We start from the raw sequence: 18,829 nt of genomic DNA on the forward strand, positions 1-18,829 counted from the left end.
GGCTACGACTTGCGGTCTGAAAGCATTGGCCGTCGAGCCAAAGATGCATCACGCGTCCGCCCTTTTGCTGGCCGAGCGCAGGGCCCGGCTCCATTCACCCACCGCCTTCTGGTCCGGTTCGACGTTCCAGCGGGAGGACCAGCCGGGCTGGAGGCCCCGCGAGGTGCCGTCGAGGCCGGCAAGGGCGCGGACACGGCGATCGAGCGGCGGGAAGATTCGCAGGACGAACAATGCGGCCGCCCTGGCGCGCGGGCTACGCTTGGCCAGATCGACGGCGTACCGTACCCCTCGCCGAGCCGCGCGGCCCGGCGAGGACAGGACGAAGCGCATCGCTCGGATAGCGAAGCGCATCGGCGCCGTCATTCGCCACGAGGTCGACCGCCTGAGCGCGGCGACGTCCGCCTCGAGCATTGCGACCCGCGCGCTTTCACCCTCCAGACGGGCAACCATCTCGCCAGCCCGCGCCTGCTGTACGGCCGCCGTCTGTTGCGCGAGAAGAATGGACGCTTCGACGGTTCGCCTTTCGGCCAGTTCCTTCTGGATTGAGGCGAGAGCGTCCATCATCTGGTGCGTCGTACCCGCCGACGCCGCCCCTGCGACAGCCGCAAGGAGATTGGTGTGCTGCTGCCGCAGCTCGGCCTCGACCGCCGACATCCTCTGGCGGACGGATTCCGTCTCATGCTTGGTCCGCTGCACTTCGTCCGCGAGGGCGGCCCGGCCAGCTCCCAGTTCCCCGATGCTCGCCTCGAACGTCCGGGCCAGGCGGTCGAAATCCGCTGAGAAGCGAAGCTCCAGCGTTTCCAGCGACATCTCGACCGCTTGCCGTTCGGCGCTCGCCTGCCTCGTGGCGGCCGCCATCTGGGCCAGAACATGTTCATTCGCGGCCGCAAGGCCGGCGTGAGCCGTCGCCGTTTCGGCAATGATGCCTTCGAGCCTTTCGGACAGCCGCGCTCCGCCGGCGACATCGTTCGTGGCCAACGCGGCGACGGCGGCATCGAGGCTTCGCGCCAGGCGGTCGAAATCCGCCGCGAAGCGAACCTCCAGCGTCTCCAGCGACGTCTCGACCGCTCGCCGTTCGGCGCTCGCTTGTTTCGCGCTCAAGGTGAACTGCGCCAAAAGATGCTCGTGGGCGGCCGCGATGCCGGCATGCCTCGTGCTGGTGTCGGCGGCAATCCCTTCGATCCGTTCGGACAAACGCGGGAGGGCATCGACGCTGTCGGAAAGCGCGGCGATCTGCCGGTCGGCGCTGCGCAACTGGTCGAGAACGGCCACGAGATTGGCGGGGTTGGGCTGTGAATGAGCCTCGGCGAAGGCTGCAAGGACCGAAGGGGCCTCAGCGCTCGCGCCTTCCCGCTTCTGACCGAGGCAAGCGTAATCGCGCGAGGCTTCCCACACGACGCCCATCGCGCGTTCGATCGGACCCGCCTCGACGTCGGGCATCGTGCCGTTGATCCGCAGGATTGCGTGATCGGCGAAACCGCTTTGCTCCGCCAGGAATGCCAGCAGCGGCGGTGGCAGCGGCCTGCGATGCGTCGGGTCGAAGTGGAAGGTGTGGGCACCAACCGAAAGGTTTTCCGGATTGGGCGTTTCGAGAATGAGCAGTCCGCCGTCCGCTAGAACGCGATAGGCTTCGCGCAGGAGGTCGAGCACATAGTCGATCGGCACGTGTTCCACGACGTGGAACGCGCTGACGATGGCCGCGCTCGCATCGGGCTCTTCCCGCAGGAACTCGACAGCGTCGCGCAGGAACACCTGCGCGCCCCCTTTCCGCGCAACCTCCAGCATGCCCTCGTCGGTGTCCACGCCGACCGCCTCGAAACCCGCCTCTGCGAGGATGCGCAGCCACTCTCCCCGGCCGCAGCCCAGGTCGATCGCCCGAGCCGCAGCACGCGCCTCCGGTGGAAGTTCGTCGAGAAGCGGCCCGTATTGCGCGAGCCGCGCGGCGATCGTGTCCGCGCTGCCGCGAAAGCGATCCTCGAACTGGCGGTAGAGATCGGAGAAACCCGGACTCATCGTGAAACCGCGAAGCGGAGATCGAGACGCGTCGAGCCGATGAAGAACGGTTCGGAGCCGTTGATCACGTCGAACACTTCCACGTTGTCGATCCAGGCGAAGTTGCTTTCGACATGGACGTCGCTCGCGTGCAGCGCGAGCGATATGCCGTAGGAGCCCTGGCCGAGAGAGCAGGGAAAACGGAGATCGTAGAGGATGTGCTCGCCCGCCTCGAGCGCCTTCACCGTCTGGCGCGTGTGCCAGGTGTTCGTTCCGAAGACGACATGACCGGTCCGATCGCGGATCATGAACCCCAGAACCAGTTCGGGAATGGCCTTCGATACTTCGACGCTCACACGCAGAACGAGATCCTGGCCGGTCTGCGCGGTCTTCAGCGGCGCGAGCGTCGCGGCATCGACGAGTTCGGTCGTGACGATCCTCGCCTCGCCGCTGCCGCTCTTGCTGTAGAGCCAGCCGTCCTTCTGGCGACGCTGCTCGACGGTCAGCTTCTCGTTCTCCTTGGCCGTGACGAGTGCGTTGTAATAATCGACCACCTCGTCGGGCGGGCCGTCCTTCAGCACCCTGCCTTTGTCGAGCAGGATCACCCGGTCACACAGCGCGCGAACGTCGCTCATTGCGTGCGAGACCAGGATGATGGACGTGCCTTCCGCCCGGAATCGGCGGATCCGCTCGAAGCTCTTGTGCTGGAAGTAGCTGTCCCCGACGGACAGGATCTCGTCGACGATCAGGATGTCCGGGCGCCGGGCCGTGGCCAGTGCGAAGGCCAGGCGCGCCTGCATTCCGCTCGAATAGACGCGCAACGGCTGCTCGAAGAAGGCGCCGATCTCGGCAAAATCCTCGATGGCGGGCATCATCGCCGTCAGTTCGTCCTGCGAAAAGCCCATCATGCCGCCCGCCTGATAGACATTCTCACGGCCGGTGAACTCGGGATTGAAGCCGAGGCCGAGTTCGAGGAGCGCGCTCACGCGCCCGGCAATGCCGATCGATCCGCGCGAGGGGCGGACCGTGCCCGTCACGAGCTTGAGGAGGGTGCTCTTGCCAGCGCCGTTCTGGCCAATCAGCGCGATCGACTCCCCCGGTGCGACGCTGAAGGAGATGTCCTCGACGGCCCAGAACTCGCTCTCGGGGCGCAGCCGGGCTCCGAACCAGTTGGCGAAGCGCTGCAGGTTGGTGGCATAGGTCGTATATCGCTTGCCGATGCCACGCACGTCCAAAACCGGTGCCGTCATAGCGCGTCCACCAGTTCGGGGCTGGCGCGCCGGAAGACCAGGAAGGATAGGACGAACGTCGCCGCCCCGAGAAGCGCGGGGACGAGAAGCGGCCCCATCGCGGGCAGTCGGTCGAAGAGCAGCGCGTCTTGGTAGACGCCGACCAGCGGCGTCATCGGGTTGATATGGATCAGCCACTCGAAGCGGGCGGGGACGATGTCCGCGTGGTAGACGATCGGCGTCAGCCAGAACCACATCTGGAGGACGACGGTCATCACCTGCCCGACGTCGCGCGCAAAGACGTTCATGATGCCGCACAGAACGCCGATGCCGAAGCCCAGAAGCGAGATGAGGACGATGCCGAGCGGCACGGCCAGCCAGCCGCTGCCCGGCGTGTGTCCCATGAAGGCGAAGACGACGACGATGGCGAGCAGAAGCAGCGCATGATTGATGAGCGCGCTTCCCCACACGATGACCGGCAGGCACAGGCGCGGGAACGCGATCTTCTTCATCGCCGAGCCCTGCTCGAGAAAGATCGTCATCGAGCGGTTGACGATCTCGGAGAACAGGCCCCAGGCGGCGATGCCGGACAGGAGATAGATCGCGTAGCTGGCCGTGTCGTCGACGCCGGGCAGACGCGCCCCGAGCACTTCCGAAAGAATGATGGCGAAGATCAGAGCCTGCGCCAGCGGGTGCAGGATGAACCAGAGGGCGCCGAGCCGCGAGCGCGCGAAACGCCCCCTGATGTCGCCGCGAATGGCCGCGAGGATGAAGTGGCGGTAGCGCCAGAGCCCCCTAAGCATCGCGGCACCTTGCGCGCCAGTCGTCGAGCGTGTCGGCGAGCGTCTTTTCAAACGGGATGCGCGGCTCCCAGCCCAGCGCATCGCGGGCGGCCGAGGCATCGCCCGAGGCCCTCGCTATGTCGTTCGGCTTCAGCCGCGCGGGATCACCCGTCACGGTCACCGGCACGCGCGCCATCGAAAGCAGCGTCTCCAGAATTCGACGGATCGACCAGGGACTGCCCGTGGCGAGGTTGAACGCTGCCCCAGCCGCGGGCGCTTCGCGCCCGCACGCCGCCTTCGCATACGCCTCGACCACGTCGCGCACGTCGAGAAAGTCGCGCTCAGCCTTCAGATTGCCCACGCGGATCGACGGCTCCTCAAGTCCTGCCTCGATGCGGGCGATCTGTCGCGCGAAATCCGAGACGACATAGCGCGCGCTCTGTCCGGGCCCGGTGTGGTTGAACGGCCGGAAGCGCGTCACCGCGAGGCCGTCGCGGGCCATCTGGCCGAGCATGAGGTCGGCGGCCGCCTTGGTCGCGCCGTAGACGCCCAGCGGCTCGAACCCGGAATTTTCGGCGATGGGCGTCTGGCTGCGCACAAAGGCACCGCCATAGGCCTCGGAACTGCCGGCGTAGACGAAGCGGGCGGACGGCGCATGCTTCATGACCGCCTGCGCGAGATGCAGCGTACCCATGAGGTTGATGTCCCACGCCTCGCGCGGGTCGGCACGGGCTTCCGCCGGCGCCGCGACGGCGGCCAGATGGACGACGGCGAAGGGCCGCAGCCCCGCGACCGCCGCCTCGACTGCCGCCGGGTCCCTGATATCGTCGCCAGCGACCGCGTCACGCGAGAGGATTGGAACGACCTCAACGCCGGTTTCACGCAGCCGCCGGCAGAGCCAGCCGCCGACGAAGCCCGAGGCGCCCGAAACGGCAACGATCCTCTCCTTCAACTGCACTCTTTCACCCCGGTGGTTATTGCGCGGGCGCATACGGCCCTCGGCCGCACGGACGCCCCTCGTCTCGATCTTCGGGACCAGCAGCGCCCCGAACTGGCGGCAAACGGCGCGCGAAGCGGTCGAAGGCTCTCACACTCGTCCTGCGCAGCAGGCCTCTGCGCCCCATCGACGGATCAGGCAGCGGCCGCGAGCGTCAGCCGCCGCAGATCGGCATCGACCATCTCGCGGATCATCTCCTCCAGCGTCGTGGTCGCCTCCCAGCCGAGCTTTTCCTTTGCCTTGGCCGGATTGCCGAGAAGCACGTCGACCTCGGCCGGGCGAAACAGTTCGGGATCGATCACCAGGTAGCGGTCCATGTCGAGGCCCGCGTGTTCGAAGGCAATGCGGCACATCTCGCGTACCGTCGTGGTGCGGCCGGTCGCCACCACGTAATCGTCCGGCTCGTCCTGCTGCAGCATCAGCCACATGGCGCGGACATAGTCCTTCGAATGCCCCCAATCGCGCTTGGCGTCGATGTTGCCGAGCCTCAACTCGCTGACTTGCCCGCGCTTGATGCGCGCCACACCGTCGGTGACCTTGCGCGTTACGAACTCGATCCCGCGCAGCGGCGATTCATGGTTGAACAGGATACCGCTGGAGGCGTGCAGACCGTAGCTTTCGCGATAGTTGACGGTTAGCCAGTGGCCGTAGAGCTTGGCCACCGCGTAGGGCGAGCGCGGATAGAAGGGCGTTTCCTCCGACTGCATCGGCTCCTGGATCAGGCCATACATCTCCGAGGACGACGCTTGGTAGAAGCGGGCTTCGGGGCGCTCGAGACGCATTGCCTCGAGGATGTTCGCAACGCCGATGGCCGTGACCTCGCCGGTCAGGATCGGCTGCTGCCAGGACGATTTGACGAAGGACTGCGCACCGAGATTGTAGATTTCGTCCGGCTGCACCGTGCGGAAGGTTCGGATGAGACCCGACAGGTCCCGCAGATTACCGTCCACGAGCCTCACGTCGTCGGCGATGCCCAGCCATCGAAGCCGCACGTCGTTCACATCCGCCGTGCTGGAGCGACGTACGAGGCCGAAGACTTCGTACCCCTCGTTCAGCAAGAGCTGGGAAAGATAGGCACCATCCTGACCGGTGACGCCTGTGACGAGCGCGCGCTTTCCCAAACCGACGTCCATTCCTGCAAGGCACCGCGAACGATCTCGAGATCGCCCATGAGTTGAGCGGAAGCTCGCTCAACTTGTAAATGCCTTCGGTTGTACAGGTCAACCGGAAGTGGATGAGATTTGCGTGTGTAACCGGATGTCCCGCGCATTACCGACTAGAGTGGGATGACCATCGGTGTCCCCGCGACGGGGTCGGGCATCACTTGGGCGCGCAGTCCGAACGCGCGCATCAGGTTCTCCGCCGTCAAGACCATGTGCGGCTCGCCGAGCGCGACGAGCCCCTCGGCCCCCAGCAGAACAAGGTGATCGGAGAATCGCGCGGCAAGGTTGAGATCATGCAGGACGCTGACGACAGTGGTGCCCTCGTCCCTGTTGCGCTGGCGCACGAGCGTCAGCACCTCGATCTGATGCGGCAGGTCGAGAAAGGTCGTCGGCTCGTCGAGGAGAACCAGCGGTGTCGACTGGGCAAGCGCAAGGGCGATCCAGGCCCGCTGGCGCTGCCCACCGGAGAGTTCGCCCAGCGGTCGCTCCGTCAGATCGTCCATCGCCACGGTCGAGATGGCCCTCGCGCAGGCCGCCTCGTCGGCGGCGTTCCAGGGCTGGAGAAAGCCGCGCCAAGGGGCACGCCCGCGCTGCACGAGTTCGCCGACCGTGATGCCGTCCGGCGCCAGCGGCGATTGCGGCAGGATGGCAAGGCGGCGCGCGAGGGTCCGCGTGTCCTGCGCGTGGACGTCCTGCCCGTTGAGCGTGACCTTACCGGCGAGCGGAGCGATCAGACGTGCGAAGGCGCGCAGCAGCGTGGACTTGCCACAACCGTTGGGGCCGAGGATCGCGGTTACGCGCCCGGCCGGCACGTCGAGCGTCAGGTTCTCGATCACGGTGCGGTCGCGATAGCCCAGCGTCAGGTTTTCCGCGCGCAGATGCATGTCGGTCAAAGTCCGCCCCTCTCCATTTCGCGCGACAGCCGCCACAGGAGATAAGGGGCGCCGAGAATGCCCGTCATCACGCCCACCGGGAGCTGGACACCCGGGATCGCCGCGCGCGCGACGAGGTCTGCGAGGACGCAGATCGCTGCGCCCGCTGCGGCCGCTGCCAGAAGCCTGGCCGCCGGTGTCCGCGCACCGGTGAGCGCCGCGCCGAGCGGCGCGGCCATCAGCGCGATGAAGGGAACGGGCCCGGCAGCGGCAACGGCTGCGGCGGCCAGCAGCACCGCCATCATCACGAGCCCCCAACGGGCCCGCTCCACGCGAAGCCCCAGCCCTGCCGCGAGATCCTCGCCCAGTTCCATCAGCTTTAACGACCGCACCTGCGTGGCGAGGATGACGGCGAGAACAGCGCCGAGCGCCCAGACCTGCCCCGCCTGCGCCCAGCTTCGCGCCGCGAGCGAGCCCGACAGCCAGCGCTGCGCTTCCAGCGCCTGCGAGGCCGGCAGCGCCAGGATCAGGAACGAGCTCAAAGCGGCGGCGGTGAAGCCGACGCCGAGACCCACGAGGATGAGCGTCAGCGTCGAAGTCGAATGGCCCGGCCGCCATGTGAGCGCGACGAGAACCACGGCCGCCGCGATCCCCCCGCCAGCCGCCAGCAGAGGCGCGGGCCAGGCGATGCCGAAGGACGTCGCCGCGATGATGGCGAGCCCGGCGCCGGGGTTGAAGCCAAGAAGATCGGGCGAGGCCAGCGGATTGCGCAGGAGCGACTGGAGGAGCGCGCCGGACAGGCCCAGGAGCGCGCCTACGGCGATGGCCGTGACGACGCGCGGGCCACGGATCACCCACAGCGTCAGCGCGCCCGGCCCCTCCCTCGTCCACAGGCCACGCCACAGATCGGCGGGAGATACCATGACGTCGCCGATCGCGAGCGCGGCGACGATACCGGCGATGAGCATGACTGAAAGGGCGATCGTGCCGGACCTCATGCCCGCCAGCCTCCCTTGAGACCGCGTGCGATCCATATGAAGACAGGCCCGCCCATGAGTGCCGTCATCACACCGACGCGCACTTCGGCGGGCGCCAGGAGGAGGCGGCCGATCGTGTCGGCGAAGAGGAGGATCGTCGCGCCGATGGCCGCCGCCACCACGAGCTCGGCCCGCAGATTGTGACCGGTGATGCGCCGCGCGAGAGGCGGCACCATCAGGCCGAGAAAGGCGATCGGCCCTGCGACGGCGACGGCCGCACCGGTCAGCACCGTGACGAGGAACAGCGCGCCGGCCTGCGCGCGCATCAGGCGCGTGCCGAGCCCGCGCGCCATCGCCGCGCCGAGCGAAAGCGTCTCGATCACGGGCGCGAGCACAAGGCCGAGAAACGCGGTTGCGGCGACGACGAGCCCCATGGCGAGAAGCGGACGCTGCCCTGCCTGGGCCAGCGAACCAGTGACCCAGAAGCGGTAGACCTCGAGGGACTCGCTGCGCAGAAGGACGAGCGCGGCGACGAGCGAGATCAAAAGCGCATTCATCGCCGCACCCGCCAGCGTCAGGCGAACGGCGCCGACATCGCCGCGCAGGCCGCCGCCGAGCGCGAACACCATCCCGGCCGCGATCGCAGCACCCGGAAACACCAGCGCCGTGACGATCCCCGTATCGGCACGGCCGAGAAGGAGCGAGCCCAGAACCACCGAGAAGGCCGCTCCCGCACTGACACCGAGGAGCCCCGGATCGGCAAGCGGGTTGCGCGTCAGCGCCTGCATCACCGTTCCGGCCATACCCAGCGCGGCGCCGGCGACGAGGCCAGCGACGAGACGCGGCAGGCGGATGGAGGCAACCGTCAGATGTGCAGGGTCGCTCGGATCGAAGGCCGTCAGAATCCGCCAGAGTTCCGCTGGGCCCACGCCGCGCGCCCCGACGCCGAGCGTCAGCGCGCAGGCGACGACAAGCAGCGTGGCAACGACCACACAGGCTCTCAAGGCGCGATGCCGGCCTCGACGGCGGAGGCGACGGGCGTTGCCGGATCGCCGTCGAGCGCTGCGGCAATGTCGCCCTCGAGCTGCGTAAGCGCATAGGGCAGCGACAGGATGCTGCCGAAGGATAGGGCGGCCGCCGTCACCTCACCCGCGAAGACCTCGCGCCCCTGCGTGTGGGCCGCCAGAGTGCGGCGCATCGGCAGCGCCACGAGATCGGGCGCGGCGTCGAAGGAGGAGATCCAGACGAGAAGGTCGACGTCGAGCGGCGAAAGGTCCTCCGGCGAAAGCGCGGCGTAGAACGTGTCCGCACCGAGGGTGTCGATCGTCTCGCTCGGCCGGAAGCCGAGTTCGGCGAGGAAGCGTCCACGCCCGTCATTGCTGGTGAAGGCGCCGGTCTCGCCCGCGAAGTGATAGGCGGCGACGGCCGTCTGCCCCGCCCAGTCCGGGTGGCGCTCGCGGGCGGCCTCGAACTGTGCTTCGGTCTGCGCGATCAACTCTTCGGCCATCGCGTCCTTGCCGGTGGCGCGGGCGAGAACGCGCGTCACCTCGTCCCACGGCGTCCCGTAGACCGGCGCCCCGCGCGCATGCATCACCGTGGGCGCGATCTGCGAGAGGATCGCGTATTCGGCCTCCGAGATGCCCGAGCCGATTCCGACGATGAGGTCCGGCTGGAGGGACGCCACGGTCTCGATGGCGACCTCGCCCGAGATCACCGGCGGTTGCGCATCGCCGAGCTTCTCGCGCGCCCAGGGCCAGACGCCGAAAGGCTCGTCGCCGAACCACTGGCGGGTGGCGAGCGGCACCACATCCAGCGCCAGCAGCGTGTCATGGGTCGTATAGCCCAGCGAGACGACGCGCGTCGCGGGCCCCGGCAGGACGGCCTCGCCGAAAGCATGCTCAATGCGGATCTCGCCGGCCGCGAAGGCGCGCGGGGCGAACGCAGCGGTCGCCGTGCCCGCCAAGGCGCCGCCCATCGCGGCGAGGATAGCGCGGCGTGTCGGGCGGATGGCATCGAGCCTTGGCGTTCTCATGGTTCGGACCCCTTCGCCTCAGAAGCGGTAGCGCAGCGAGCCGATGACGTTGCGCCCTTCCTCGCGATAGCAATAGCCATTGTTGCACAGCGCCTCGCGGTCATCGAAGATGTTCGTCGCGTTGAGTTGCGCGCTCACGCCTTCGAAATTTCCGCCCAGATGGCTGAAGTCGTAGGAAATCGCGGCATCGACCAACGCTCGGGCCGAGTTCTTGTCGAGATTGGCGTCCGTCTCGTAGGTCTCGCCGATGAAGCGCACGCCGAGGCCGAGGCCGAGGCCCTGCGCCGGGCCGCTGAGGAACTCGTAGTCACCCCAGATCGAGAACTGATGCTCGGGCGTGCTCGCCGGCACATTGCCGAAATTGGCCTCCTCCCGGATCTCCATGTCAAGGAAGGTGTAGGCGGCCGTCAGGCTCAGCCCGTCCGTCAGGCCCGCGGTCGCCGAGAGCTCGAGCCCCTGCGAGCGCCGCTCGCCGGTCTGCACCGTCGTGTTGTCGCCGAGCGTCTGCGTGGTGTTGGATTGGGTGATGCGGAACAGCGCCGCGCTCATCGAAAGGTTGAGGTCGGTCGGCATGTAGCGCACGCCGATCTCCTGCATTTCGCCCGTCGTCGGCACGAAAGCCTCGCCCGTCGTCGTGTTCACCCCCACAGTCGGCGTGAAGGACGTCGAGTAGCTGACATAGGGCGCGATGCCGTTGTCGAAGAGATAGGCGAGGCCGATGCGCCCCGTGAACTCCTCATCGTCCTGGTCGCTGCTCGAATCCGGGAAAACGAAGTTGTCGCTCCTGTTCTCGGCCCAGTCGTACCGTCCGCCAGCCGTAAGCACGAAACGGTTGTACTCGATCTGATCCTGCAGATAGAGGCCGATCTGGCGAAGCTCGGTCGCGGTCGAGGCGTCGTCGTGCGAGGACGGCCCGTCAATTGGCTGCCGACCGTAGTTGCGCGTCACGAGATCAAGCGGCGGAGCTTCCACACCGCCATAGCGGTAGGTGCTGTCGAGATAGGCGTAATCCAGCCCGCCGAGCACCGTGTGGGCGACCGGTCCGGTGGCGAAGCGTCCCTCGATCTGGTTGTCGATTGTCAGGGCCCGGCTGTCATCGAGGATCTGGCCGGCCGTTCGAAAGCCGGTAAGGCCATCGTCGCTGATGCCCGTCACCGAAACGAAGCGCATGTTGGTGTCGACGTTCTGATAGCGCAGGTTCTGGCGCACGGCGAGTTGGTCGCTGAAACGGTGCTCGAACTCGTAGCCGATGCGCCACTGCTCGTTGTCCAGATCGCGGAAGGCCGGATCGCCCTGCTCGATCCCTGTGATGTCACCTTCCGGCGTCGTGTAGAAGCCGCGCCCACCGCCCGACTTCAGGTCGCTGTACTCGCCCAGCACCGTCAGATGCGTGTTGCGGTCGTCGGAGCGGAAGGTCAGCGCCGGCGCCACGTAGAAGCGGTCGTTGCGGGCGGCGACGAACTCGGTGTCGGCCGAGCGCCAGAGACCCGTCAGGCGATAGAGGACGTTGTCGTTCTGGCCGATCGGACCTGAGAGGTCGAGCGCGCCCTGGTAGCGGTCGTGCGAGCCGATCTGCGTTTCGACTTCCCGGAAGGCTTCCTCGGTCGGGCGCTTGGAGATGACATTGACGAGGCCACCCGGGGAGCCCGCCCCATACAGCACCGAACTCGGGCCCTTGAGGATGGTGATGCCCTGCAACCCGTAGGGCTCGTGGCGGAAAGTCGAGAAGCTGCCGCCTAGATTGCGAAGTCCGTCGCGGTAGTTGCCGATATAGGAGACGTCGAAGCCACGGATGTAGAGCGTGTCAAAGGCCGGATCGAAGCCGAACTGGCCGGCACGCACACCCGCCGTGTAGCGCGCGGCGTCGACCACGGACTGAACCTGACGGTCCTCCAGCTCTTCCCGGGAAACAGTGCCGATCGACTGCGGCACCTTGCGGATGTCGGTGTCGGTCTTGGTGCCGGTGGTCGTTGCGCGCGCGACGTAGCCCCCGCTCGTCAGGCCGCCACCGCCGCCCTCGCCGGGCGTTCCGCCAGTGCCGCCCTGTCCCTCGACCACGACGGTGTCTAGCTGGATCGTCTGCTGCGCCACGGCCGGCGCGCCTGCGCAAAGCGCCACGAGCGAGGTGGTCAGCGCGCTCCAGCGCGTGAAACGGCGGGTGGCGGAGGAAGGCGCGGGCATGCTGCAGGACCATCGTCTAGAGGAGCGAATGTCCGTTGGCTCTCGCTTTGTAGAGTGAAAAAGTCAACATTAGAGCGCGGGGCTGCCCGCATCTTCGCGAGCCGACCCGAGCTTTTCGCCGGCCTGTGGTATTTGGGCAGCCCTGCCCCGCACCCCTCGCGCGGCCAACGTGTGCGCCGCCGCGCCTTGCGCGCAGAGCCGGTCGGCCAAGCCCTTCGCGAGGTCTGAACGCGACGCGCGGCGAGGACGTCTTCGCCCTTCGCCGCGAGCCATGTCTTCTGTGAGATCGCCGCTGTCAGCCGGCGATTGCCCGGATCACCAGATACATCAGCGAGGGGCCGACGAGGCAGCCGAGCCCGGTATAGAAGGTCGCGGTCATCGCCCCGTAGGGCACGAGCCTTGCGTCCGTTGCGGCAAGACCGGCGGCCACGCCGCTGGTGCTGCCCATCAGCCCGCCGTAGACCATCGCCGTCCTCGGACTGTCGAGGCCGATGGTCCGCGCCGCGAGCGGCGTCGCGATCATGATCAGGACCGCCTTCACGAGACCGGCGGCGACCGAGATCGCGATCACGTCGGACGAGGCGCCGAGCGCGGTGCCCGTTACCGGGCCGACGATGTAGGTCGCGGCCCCCGCGCCGATCGTCGTCATGCTGACGGGATCTGTGTAGCCGAAGGAGAAGGCGACCACCGCTCCGACGAAGAAGGAGACGACGACGCCGAAGATCAGCGACAAGGCACCGCTCAATCCCGCGCGGCGGATTTCGGCGAAGTCCACGCCGAAGGCCGTCGCCACGATCGCGAAGTCCCGCAGCATCGCCCCGCCCATCAGGCCGAGGCCGGTGAAGAGCGGAATATCGGCAAGGCCCTTCGAGCCGCCGGTGGTTATGCCGCCGAGATAGGCGAGCACCAGGCCGATCAGGATGGCGATCGCCGAGCCGTGGATGCGCCCGCGCGTCAGCCACGCCGAGAGACGGTAAGAGACGAGCATCACGAGGCCGACGAAGACGAAGGCGAAGAGCAGGCCGTTGGCGGCCAGCAGCCTGGTGAGTTCATCCATGGCGCGCAGCCTCCGCGCCGGCCGGTGCGGTATCGTCGCTTGCGCCGACGCGGGCGATCACGGGCACCAGCGCCATGCAGGCCGCGACCGTGAGGACGCCGGCGATGATGGCGACAGGGCCGCCGCTGAGCGCGGCGACGACATTCTGCTGTGCCGTCATGGCGACGACGATCGGGATGTACATTGCGCTCCAGAAGGCGATGCCGCCTTCCGAAACCGGACATAGCCGACCAGTGCGCCGCAGGTGGTCCGTCACGAAGATCAGGACCAGCATGGCGAAGCCGACGCCGCCGACATTGGCCTCGACGCCGATCAGGCGTCCGAGCACGTCGCCCGCGGCGACGCCGAAGATCATGGATGCCGCGAGGATCGCGACGCCATAGATGACCATTGTTCTTTCCTCCCAAGGTGGTTCGGCGCCGGCGGCCTCCTCCAAGGCCGTGCGGCGCCGTATTCTCTTTTCCCTATTGCGCGGCGCTCGCCTGGCCTTCGGCGTAGAGATCGGCGAAACGCTTGCGCAGCTCGGCCTTCTGCACCTTACCCATGACGTTGCGCGGCAGGGCGTCCACCACGATCACGCGCTTGGGCTGCTTGTAGCGGGCGAGCGAGCCGGCCACCGCGGCGATCGTCTCGCGCTCATCGACGTTCGCGCCGCCCTTCGGCACGACGATGGCCGTCACCGCTTCGCCGAAATCGGGATGGGGCAGGCCGATAACCGCCGATTCCTCGACGCCCGGCAAGGCGTCGATCAGCGTCTCGACTTCCTTCGGATACACGTTGTAGCCGCCCGAGATCACGAGGTCCTTGTCGCGGCCGACGATGCGCAGATAGCCGTCCTCGTCGATCGAACCGACGTCGCCGGTCTTGAAGAAACCGTCCTCGCGGAACTCCGCGGCAGTCTTCTCCGGCATGCGCCAGTATTCACGGAAGACGTTCGGCCCGCGCACCTCGACGGCGCCGATCTCGCCGTCCGTCAGCGCCTCGCCGCTCTCACGATCCGTCACGCGCAGCTCGATGCCGGGAAGCGGGCGTCCGACGGCGCCCGGCTTGCGCGCGCCCTCATAGGGGTTCGACGTGATCATGCCCGCCTCGGTCATGCCGTAGCGCTCGAGGATGGCGTGGCCCGTGCGCTTTTCGAACTGGGAATGGTCCTCGGCCGAAAGCGGCGCCGAACCCGAAACGAAGAGGCGCATCCCCTCGCCCACTTTCGCATCGAGGCGGGGCGAGCGCAGGAGCCGGGTGTAGAAGGTCGGCACGCCCATGAGGACGCTCGCGTCGGCCATCTCGTCCAGCACCTCGTCGGCATCGAACCGCGTGAGGAAGATCATCGTCGCACCGGCCGCGAGCGCCATGTTGCAGGCGACGAACAGGCCGTGGATGTGGAAGATCGGCAGCGCGTGGATTAGCCGGTCGGCCTGCGTGAAGCGCCACGTTTCCAGAAGCGTGCAGCAGTTCGAGGTCAGGTTCTCGTGGGTCAGGACCGCGCCCTTCGAGCGCCCGGTCGTGCCCGACGTGTAGAGGATCGCGGCCGCGTCCCGCGCGCCCACCGGTTCGACCTCGGCGCTCGGCGCGGCCCTCTCGGCACGCTGCATGAGGCTGCCGTCGGCTTCCGCGCCCAGCGTCTCGACATGCATCGTCGCCGTGCGGCGGTGGGCGTGCGCGCCCTCTTCACCCGGCGAACAGACGAAGAGCGCGGGCTCGGCATCGCCGAGGAAATAGTCGATCTCGCCGCCCGTATAGGCCGTGTTCAAGGGCAGGAAGATTGCGCCGACCTGAAGGGTGGCGAGGTAGAGGCACACGGCCTCGGTGCTCTTCTCCACCTGCACGGCCACGCGGTCGCCCGGCCGGATGCCGAGCTCGTGCAACGCGCCGGCGAGGCGATGCGTAGTCTCCAGCGCCTCGTCATAGGTAACGTTGGGTCGACCGGGGCGTCGGAACAAAGCCTTGGCGCCATCGCGGGCCGCGCTTGCGGCGAACATCGTATAGATCGTGTCGGTCATCGTCGTTCCTCCCTTGCCGGGGCGTTTCTTCGCGGGGCGCTTCTTCAGGCCGCCGGCTGGCGGCGGCGGGCGAGCGCCTTGTCGAGTTCGGGTCCGCGCGCGATCCGGCCGTCACGTGCGAAGGCTTCCTGACGCTCTTCCACGGCGTCGAGTTCGTAAAGGTAGTTGATCATCAGACCGTGCGCACGCTTGAGCGCGCCGGGCGCGAGGTCCGCCGGCCAGTTGACGCGATGAGCGGACGCGCCGTTGCCGAGATGGAAGCGGGCGACCGGGTCGCGCGGGGCGCCGCGCTTGTCTCGCGCCTCGGTGAAGTAGCGCGCTGCCGCCGACTGAACGAGCGGTGCCAGTTGCGCCACGCGCGCCTCGTCGCCGCGCCAGTTCGACCCGGAAAGTTCCGCCGCCAGAGCGCGGCCCGCCTCGTCGCTCTCTTCGGAGAGCCAGCGCGCGAAGTCCGGCGCCGGCGAAAGCGTCACGAAGGTCTTCACCACGGGCAGTTCTTCGGCGAGATCGCGCGCCACCTGCTTGATGAGGTAGTTGCCGAAGGAGACGCCGCGAAGCCCCGGCTGGCAGTTGCTGATCGAATAGAAGACGGCCGTGTCGGCTTCTTTGCCGGCCGCTGCGCGCCCCTCCTCCAGAAGCGGCGCGATCTTGTCCGGGATGCCGTGGCACAAGGCGACTTCCACGAAGATCAGGGGCTCGTCGCCGGTCGCCGGGTGGAAGAAGCCGTAGCAGCGCCGGTCGAGCGGGTCGAGCCGGCGTCGCAGGTCCCCCCAGCCCTGGATCTCGTGCACCGCCTCATACTCGACAACCTTCTCAAGAAGCGCGGCCGAGGTGTTCCAGTCGATCCGCCGCATCACCAGGAAGCCGCGATTGAACCAGGATGCGAAGAGATGCGCGAAGTCGGTGTCGAGCGGCGCGAGGCTCTGATCCTCGCGCATCAGCGAGAGAAGGTCGGCGCGCATGCGCACGAGTTGCAGCGTTCCGCCGACGGCCATGTTCAGGCGGCGCAGGAGCGCCTGACGCTGCGGCTCCACCGCTTCGAAGAGATCGGCGAGATGCGCGTGGGAAGGCTCGTCCTCCCATGCGCCGTAACGCGCGCGGATGGCCTCGGCGTCGGCGCCGTAATCGTCGAGAAGCTTGTGGAAGAAGGCGAGCTTGCCCGCGCTGTCGAGCTCGGCGAAGGCGTCGAGCGCCTCTCCGGCCACCGCGATCCGGGACGCCTCTCCGCTCGGCCGCATGATCCGGGCCAGCGCTTCGTCCAGCCGCAGGCTCGCCGCGCGTCGCGACAGCTTTCGACGCTGGGGCTCACGCCGCACGCCGGCGCCGAGCGACTGGAAGAAATCGTTCAGGAACGCGATGTTCGAACGCACGGGCCTATCTCCTCCCAGGACTTGCCACGCTCGTCATATACACAACATGCGGCGCTGTTGTATATAACAAAGTGATGACAGGCGTTGGCCCGGCGATCGCGGGAAGATCCCCCGGAGCCTCGGATTCCCGTTTCACGGCCGATGCTGTAGGCTTTCCCGGCCGGAGGATCGGAAGCGTCGAAGGAGGCGAAAACGGAAATGCGCGCGCGTTCCAACAGCGCCCGAGTGCGACAGGCGCTGGAGAACGAGATCATCCAGGGGCGTTACGCCCCCGGTCAGAAGCTCGACCCGGAGGAGCTGGCGCACGACCACAATTGCTCGCGCACGCCCATCCGCGAGGCACTCCAGCAGCTCGAGAGTTCCGGGCTCGTGCGGGTGGTTCCCAAGCGCGGCACCTTCGTGTCCAAGTGGAGCGTCGCCGAACTCGCCGAGCGGTTCGAGGCGATGGCGGAGATGGAGGCGGTGTGCGCGCGCCTCGCAGCCGCCCGCGCCCAGCCCTCCGAACTGACCCGGATCGAGGCGCTGCACGAGACGTGCCGCCGACGCGCCGAGGAGGGCGACGTCGACGGCTACTACTTCGCCAATTCGGATTTCCACGGCGCGATCTACCGCGCCAGCCACAACGGCTTCCTGGCCGGCGAAGCCGCTCGGCTCCATGCCGTTCTCCAACCCTATCGCCGGATGCAGCTTCGCGTGCGCGGGCGCGTCTCCCGCTCCTTCGACGAGCACGACGAGATCGTCTCCGCGATCCGCGCGGGCGACGGCGAGCGAGCCGCGGTCGTCATCCGCGATCACGTGCGGATCCAAGGCGAGCGCTTCCACGACCTCGTGGCGGCGCTCAGCGAGGCGACGCCGGCCTGAGCGCTACTCGGCGGCCGCGCGCATCGCCGGTTCGGCCGCGGCGGCGGCCAGATGGTCGAGTGCGGCCTGCGCGCCTCCGGCCCGATGCTCCACGCCGGCGAGCTTCAGCCCCATCTCGACGCCCGACAAGGTGCCCATCAGCGTCAGGTCGTTGAAATCACCGAGATGGCCGATGCGGAAGATGCGGTCGGCGAGCTTCGTCAGCCCGGCGCCCAGCGACATATCGAAATGGTCGAGCACGACCTTGCGGAAGGCGTCCGCGCCCTTGCCGCCCGGCATCATCACAGCCGTCAGCGAGGAGGAATGGGCCGCCTCGTCGGCGCACAGCACCTCGAGGCCCCAGGCCTCGACGGCGGCGCGGGTCGCCGCGGCATGCCGGTCGTGGCGCGCGAACACCTCGGCAAGCCCTTCCTCCTCCAGCATGTCGAGCGCGGTATCGAGCCCGTAAAGAAGGTTCGTCGCCGGCGTGTACGGGAAGAAGCCGTTGCGGTTCGGCTCCAGCATCTCGTCCCATGCCCAGTACGACCGCGCGAGGCCGGCCGTCTTCGAAGCTTCCAGGGCCTTCTCCGAAACCGCGTTGAACGACAGGCCCGGCGGCAGCATCAGGCCCTTCTGGGACCCCGCGACGGTGACGTCGACACCCCACTCGTCGTGGCGATAGTCGATCGAGCCGAGCGAGGAGATCGTGTCGACGAGAAGAAGCGCGGGATGGTTCGCGGCGTCGATCGCCCGGCGCACGGCCGCGATCGGCGAGACGCAGCCGGTCGATGTCTCGTTGTGGACGACGCACACCGCCTTGATCTCGTGCGCGTTGTCGGCAGCGAGACGCTCTCCGATGGCGTCGGCATCGGCGCCGTGCCGCCAGTCGCCCTCGATGAATTCGGGCTTCAGGCCCAGCCGCTCGGCGAGTTTCTTCCAGAGCGTGGCGAAATGTCCCGTCTCGAACATCAGCACCCGGTCACCGGGCGAGAGCGTGTTGACGAGCGCGGCCTCCCAAGCCCCCGTTCCCGATGCCGGGTAAATGAACACCGGGCCAGCGGCGCCGAAGACCTTGCCGATCTTGCCGAAGATGCGTTCGCCCAGGGCCCGGAAATCCGGCCCGCGATGGTCGATCGTCGGATAGTCCATCGCGCGCAGAATGCGGTCGGGCACGTTTGTCGGGCCTGGTATCTGCAGGAAATGGCGGCCGGCCTGATGGGTCATCGCGGGGTCTCCCGTTGGCGGGCGGCGCGGTTTTCCTCCCGGCGCGACCCTGTTGCATGCGACGGCGCCCTTGCGCCGCGCCTTCGTTTCGGCTCTCATTGGATTATGAATTC

The 18,829-nt window shown here is 67.7% G+C and carries 16 protein-coding genes; 1 reads left to right on the forward strand and 15 read right to left on the reverse strand.

Annotated features, from left to right (window positions below):
- Nucleotides 1–48: 48 nt before the first annotated feature.
- The 14 genes from H1343_RS13910 to H1343_RS13975 all read right to left on the reverse strand — a co-directional run bounded on the left by H1343_RS13910 (nt 49) and on the right by H1343_RS13975 (nt 16,652).
- Nucleotides 49–2,013 (reverse strand): methyltransferase domain-containing protein, encoded by a 1,965-nt coding sequence (locus H1343_RS13910; RefSeq protein ID WP_185983450.1) that lies wholly within the window; start codon nt 2,011–2,013, stop codon nt 49–51.
- A complete protein-coding gene (locus H1343_RS13915) occupies nt 2,010–3,242 on the reverse strand; it encodes an ABC transporter ATP-binding protein (protein WP_185983451.1) in 1,233 nt (410 codons plus the stop codon). The genes H1343_RS13910 and H1343_RS13915 overlap by 4 nt, the downstream gene beginning before the upstream one ends.
- Nucleotides 3,239–4,024, reverse strand: coding sequence for an ABC transporter permease (locus tag H1343_RS13920; RefSeq protein WP_185983452.1), 786 nt, complete (start codon nt 4,022–4,024; stop codon nt 3,239–3,241). The genes H1343_RS13915 and H1343_RS13920 overlap by 4 nt, the downstream gene beginning before the upstream one ends.
- Entirely contained in the window at nt 4,017–4,955 is a 939-nt protein-coding gene (locus H1343_RS13925) for a GDP-mannose 4,6-dehydratase (RefSeq protein ID WP_425484592.1), read from the reverse strand. Before H1343_RS13925 ends, H1343_RS13920 begins: the two co-directional genes overlap by 8 nt.
- Before the next feature lie 179 nt (nt 4,956–5,134).
- Complete coding sequence (locus H1343_RS13930) at nt 5,135–6,121, reverse strand: GDP-mannose 4,6-dehydratase (RefSeq protein WP_210270040.1); 987 nt, start codon at nt 6,119–6,121, stop codon at nt 5,135–5,137.
- Between the two features lie 155 nt (nt 6,122–6,276).
- A complete protein-coding gene (locus tag H1343_RS13935; RefSeq protein ID WP_185985675.1) occupies nt 6,277–7,047 on the reverse strand; it encodes an ABC transporter ATP-binding protein in 771 nt (256 codons plus the stop codon).
- A gap of 5 nt (nt 7,048–7,052) precedes the next feature.
- On the reverse strand, nt 7,053–8,033 hold the full coding sequence (locus H1343_RS13940) for a FecCD family ABC transporter permease (RefSeq protein WP_185983455.1): 981 nt from the start codon (nt 8,031–8,033) through the stop codon (nt 7,053–7,055).
- Nucleotides 8,030–9,004, reverse strand: a complete 975-nt coding sequence (locus tag H1343_RS13945; protein WP_185983456.1) for a FecCD family ABC transporter permease — start codon at nt 9,002–9,004, stop codon at nt 8,030–8,032. The genes H1343_RS13940 and H1343_RS13945 overlap by 4 nt, the downstream gene beginning before the upstream one ends.
- Nucleotides 9,005–9,012: 8 nt before the next feature.
- Entirely contained in the window at nt 9,013–10,044 is a 1,032-nt protein-coding gene (locus H1343_RS13950; RefSeq protein WP_185983457.1) for an ABC transporter substrate-binding protein, read from the reverse strand.
- Nucleotides 10,045–10,062: 18 nt separating this feature from the next.
- A complete protein-coding gene (locus H1343_RS13955) occupies nt 10,063–12,225 on the reverse strand; it encodes a TonB-dependent siderophore receptor (RefSeq protein ID WP_185983458.1) in 2,163 nt (720 codons plus the stop codon).
- Nucleotides 12,226–12,520: 295 nt separating this feature from the next.
- Nucleotides 12,521–13,282, reverse strand: a complete 762-nt coding sequence (gene madM, locus H1343_RS13960) for a malonate transporter subunit MadM (RefSeq protein WP_185983459.1) — start codon at nt 13,280–13,282, stop codon at nt 12,521–12,523.
- Nucleotides 13,275–13,673: a malonate transporter subunit MadL gene (madL, locus tag H1343_RS13965; protein WP_185983460.1), complete on the reverse strand. Its 399-nt coding sequence runs from the start codon at nt 13,671–13,673 to the stop codon at nt 13,275–13,277. The genes madM and madL overlap by 8 nt, the downstream gene beginning before the upstream one ends.
- Before the next feature lie 73 nt (nt 13,674–13,746).
- Complete coding sequence (locus H1343_RS13970; RefSeq protein WP_185983461.1) at nt 13,747–15,282, reverse strand: malonate--CoA ligase; 1,536 nt, start codon at nt 15,280–15,282, stop codon at nt 13,747–13,749.
- A 44-nt stretch (nt 15,283–15,326) separates the two neighbouring features.
- The gene (locus H1343_RS13975; RefSeq protein WP_185983462.1) at nt 15,327–16,652 is read right to left on the reverse strand and encodes a malonyl-CoA decarboxylase domain-containing protein; all 1,326 of its coding nucleotides are present in this window, start codon (nt 16,650–16,652) and stop codon (nt 15,327–15,329) included.
- A 198-nt stretch (nt 16,653–16,850) separates the two neighbouring features.
- Between H1343_RS13975 and H1343_RS13980 the strand changes: the two genes are divergently transcribed.
- On the forward strand, nt 16,851–17,513 hold the full coding sequence (locus tag H1343_RS13980; protein WP_185983463.1) for a GntR family transcriptional regulator: 663 nt from the start codon (nt 16,851–16,853) through the stop codon (nt 17,511–17,513).
- A gap of 3 nt (nt 17,514–17,516) precedes the next feature.
- Here the strand turns inward: H1343_RS13980 and H1343_RS13985 are convergent, their stop codons facing one another.
- Nucleotides 17,517–18,716 carry a pyridoxal-phosphate-dependent aminotransferase family protein gene (locus H1343_RS13985; protein WP_185983464.1) on the reverse strand — a complete coding sequence of 400 codons (1,200 nt, stop codon included), beginning with the start codon at nt 18,714–18,716 and terminating at the stop codon, nt 17,517–17,519.
- Between the last annotated feature and the right edge of the window lie 113 nt (nt 18,717–18,829).

Origin of the sequence: Aureimonas mangrovi, assembly GCF_014058705.1 — a bacterium.
Lineage (GTDB): Bacteria > Pseudomonadota > Alphaproteobacteria > Rhizobiales > Rhizobiaceae > Aureimonas > Aureimonas mangrovi.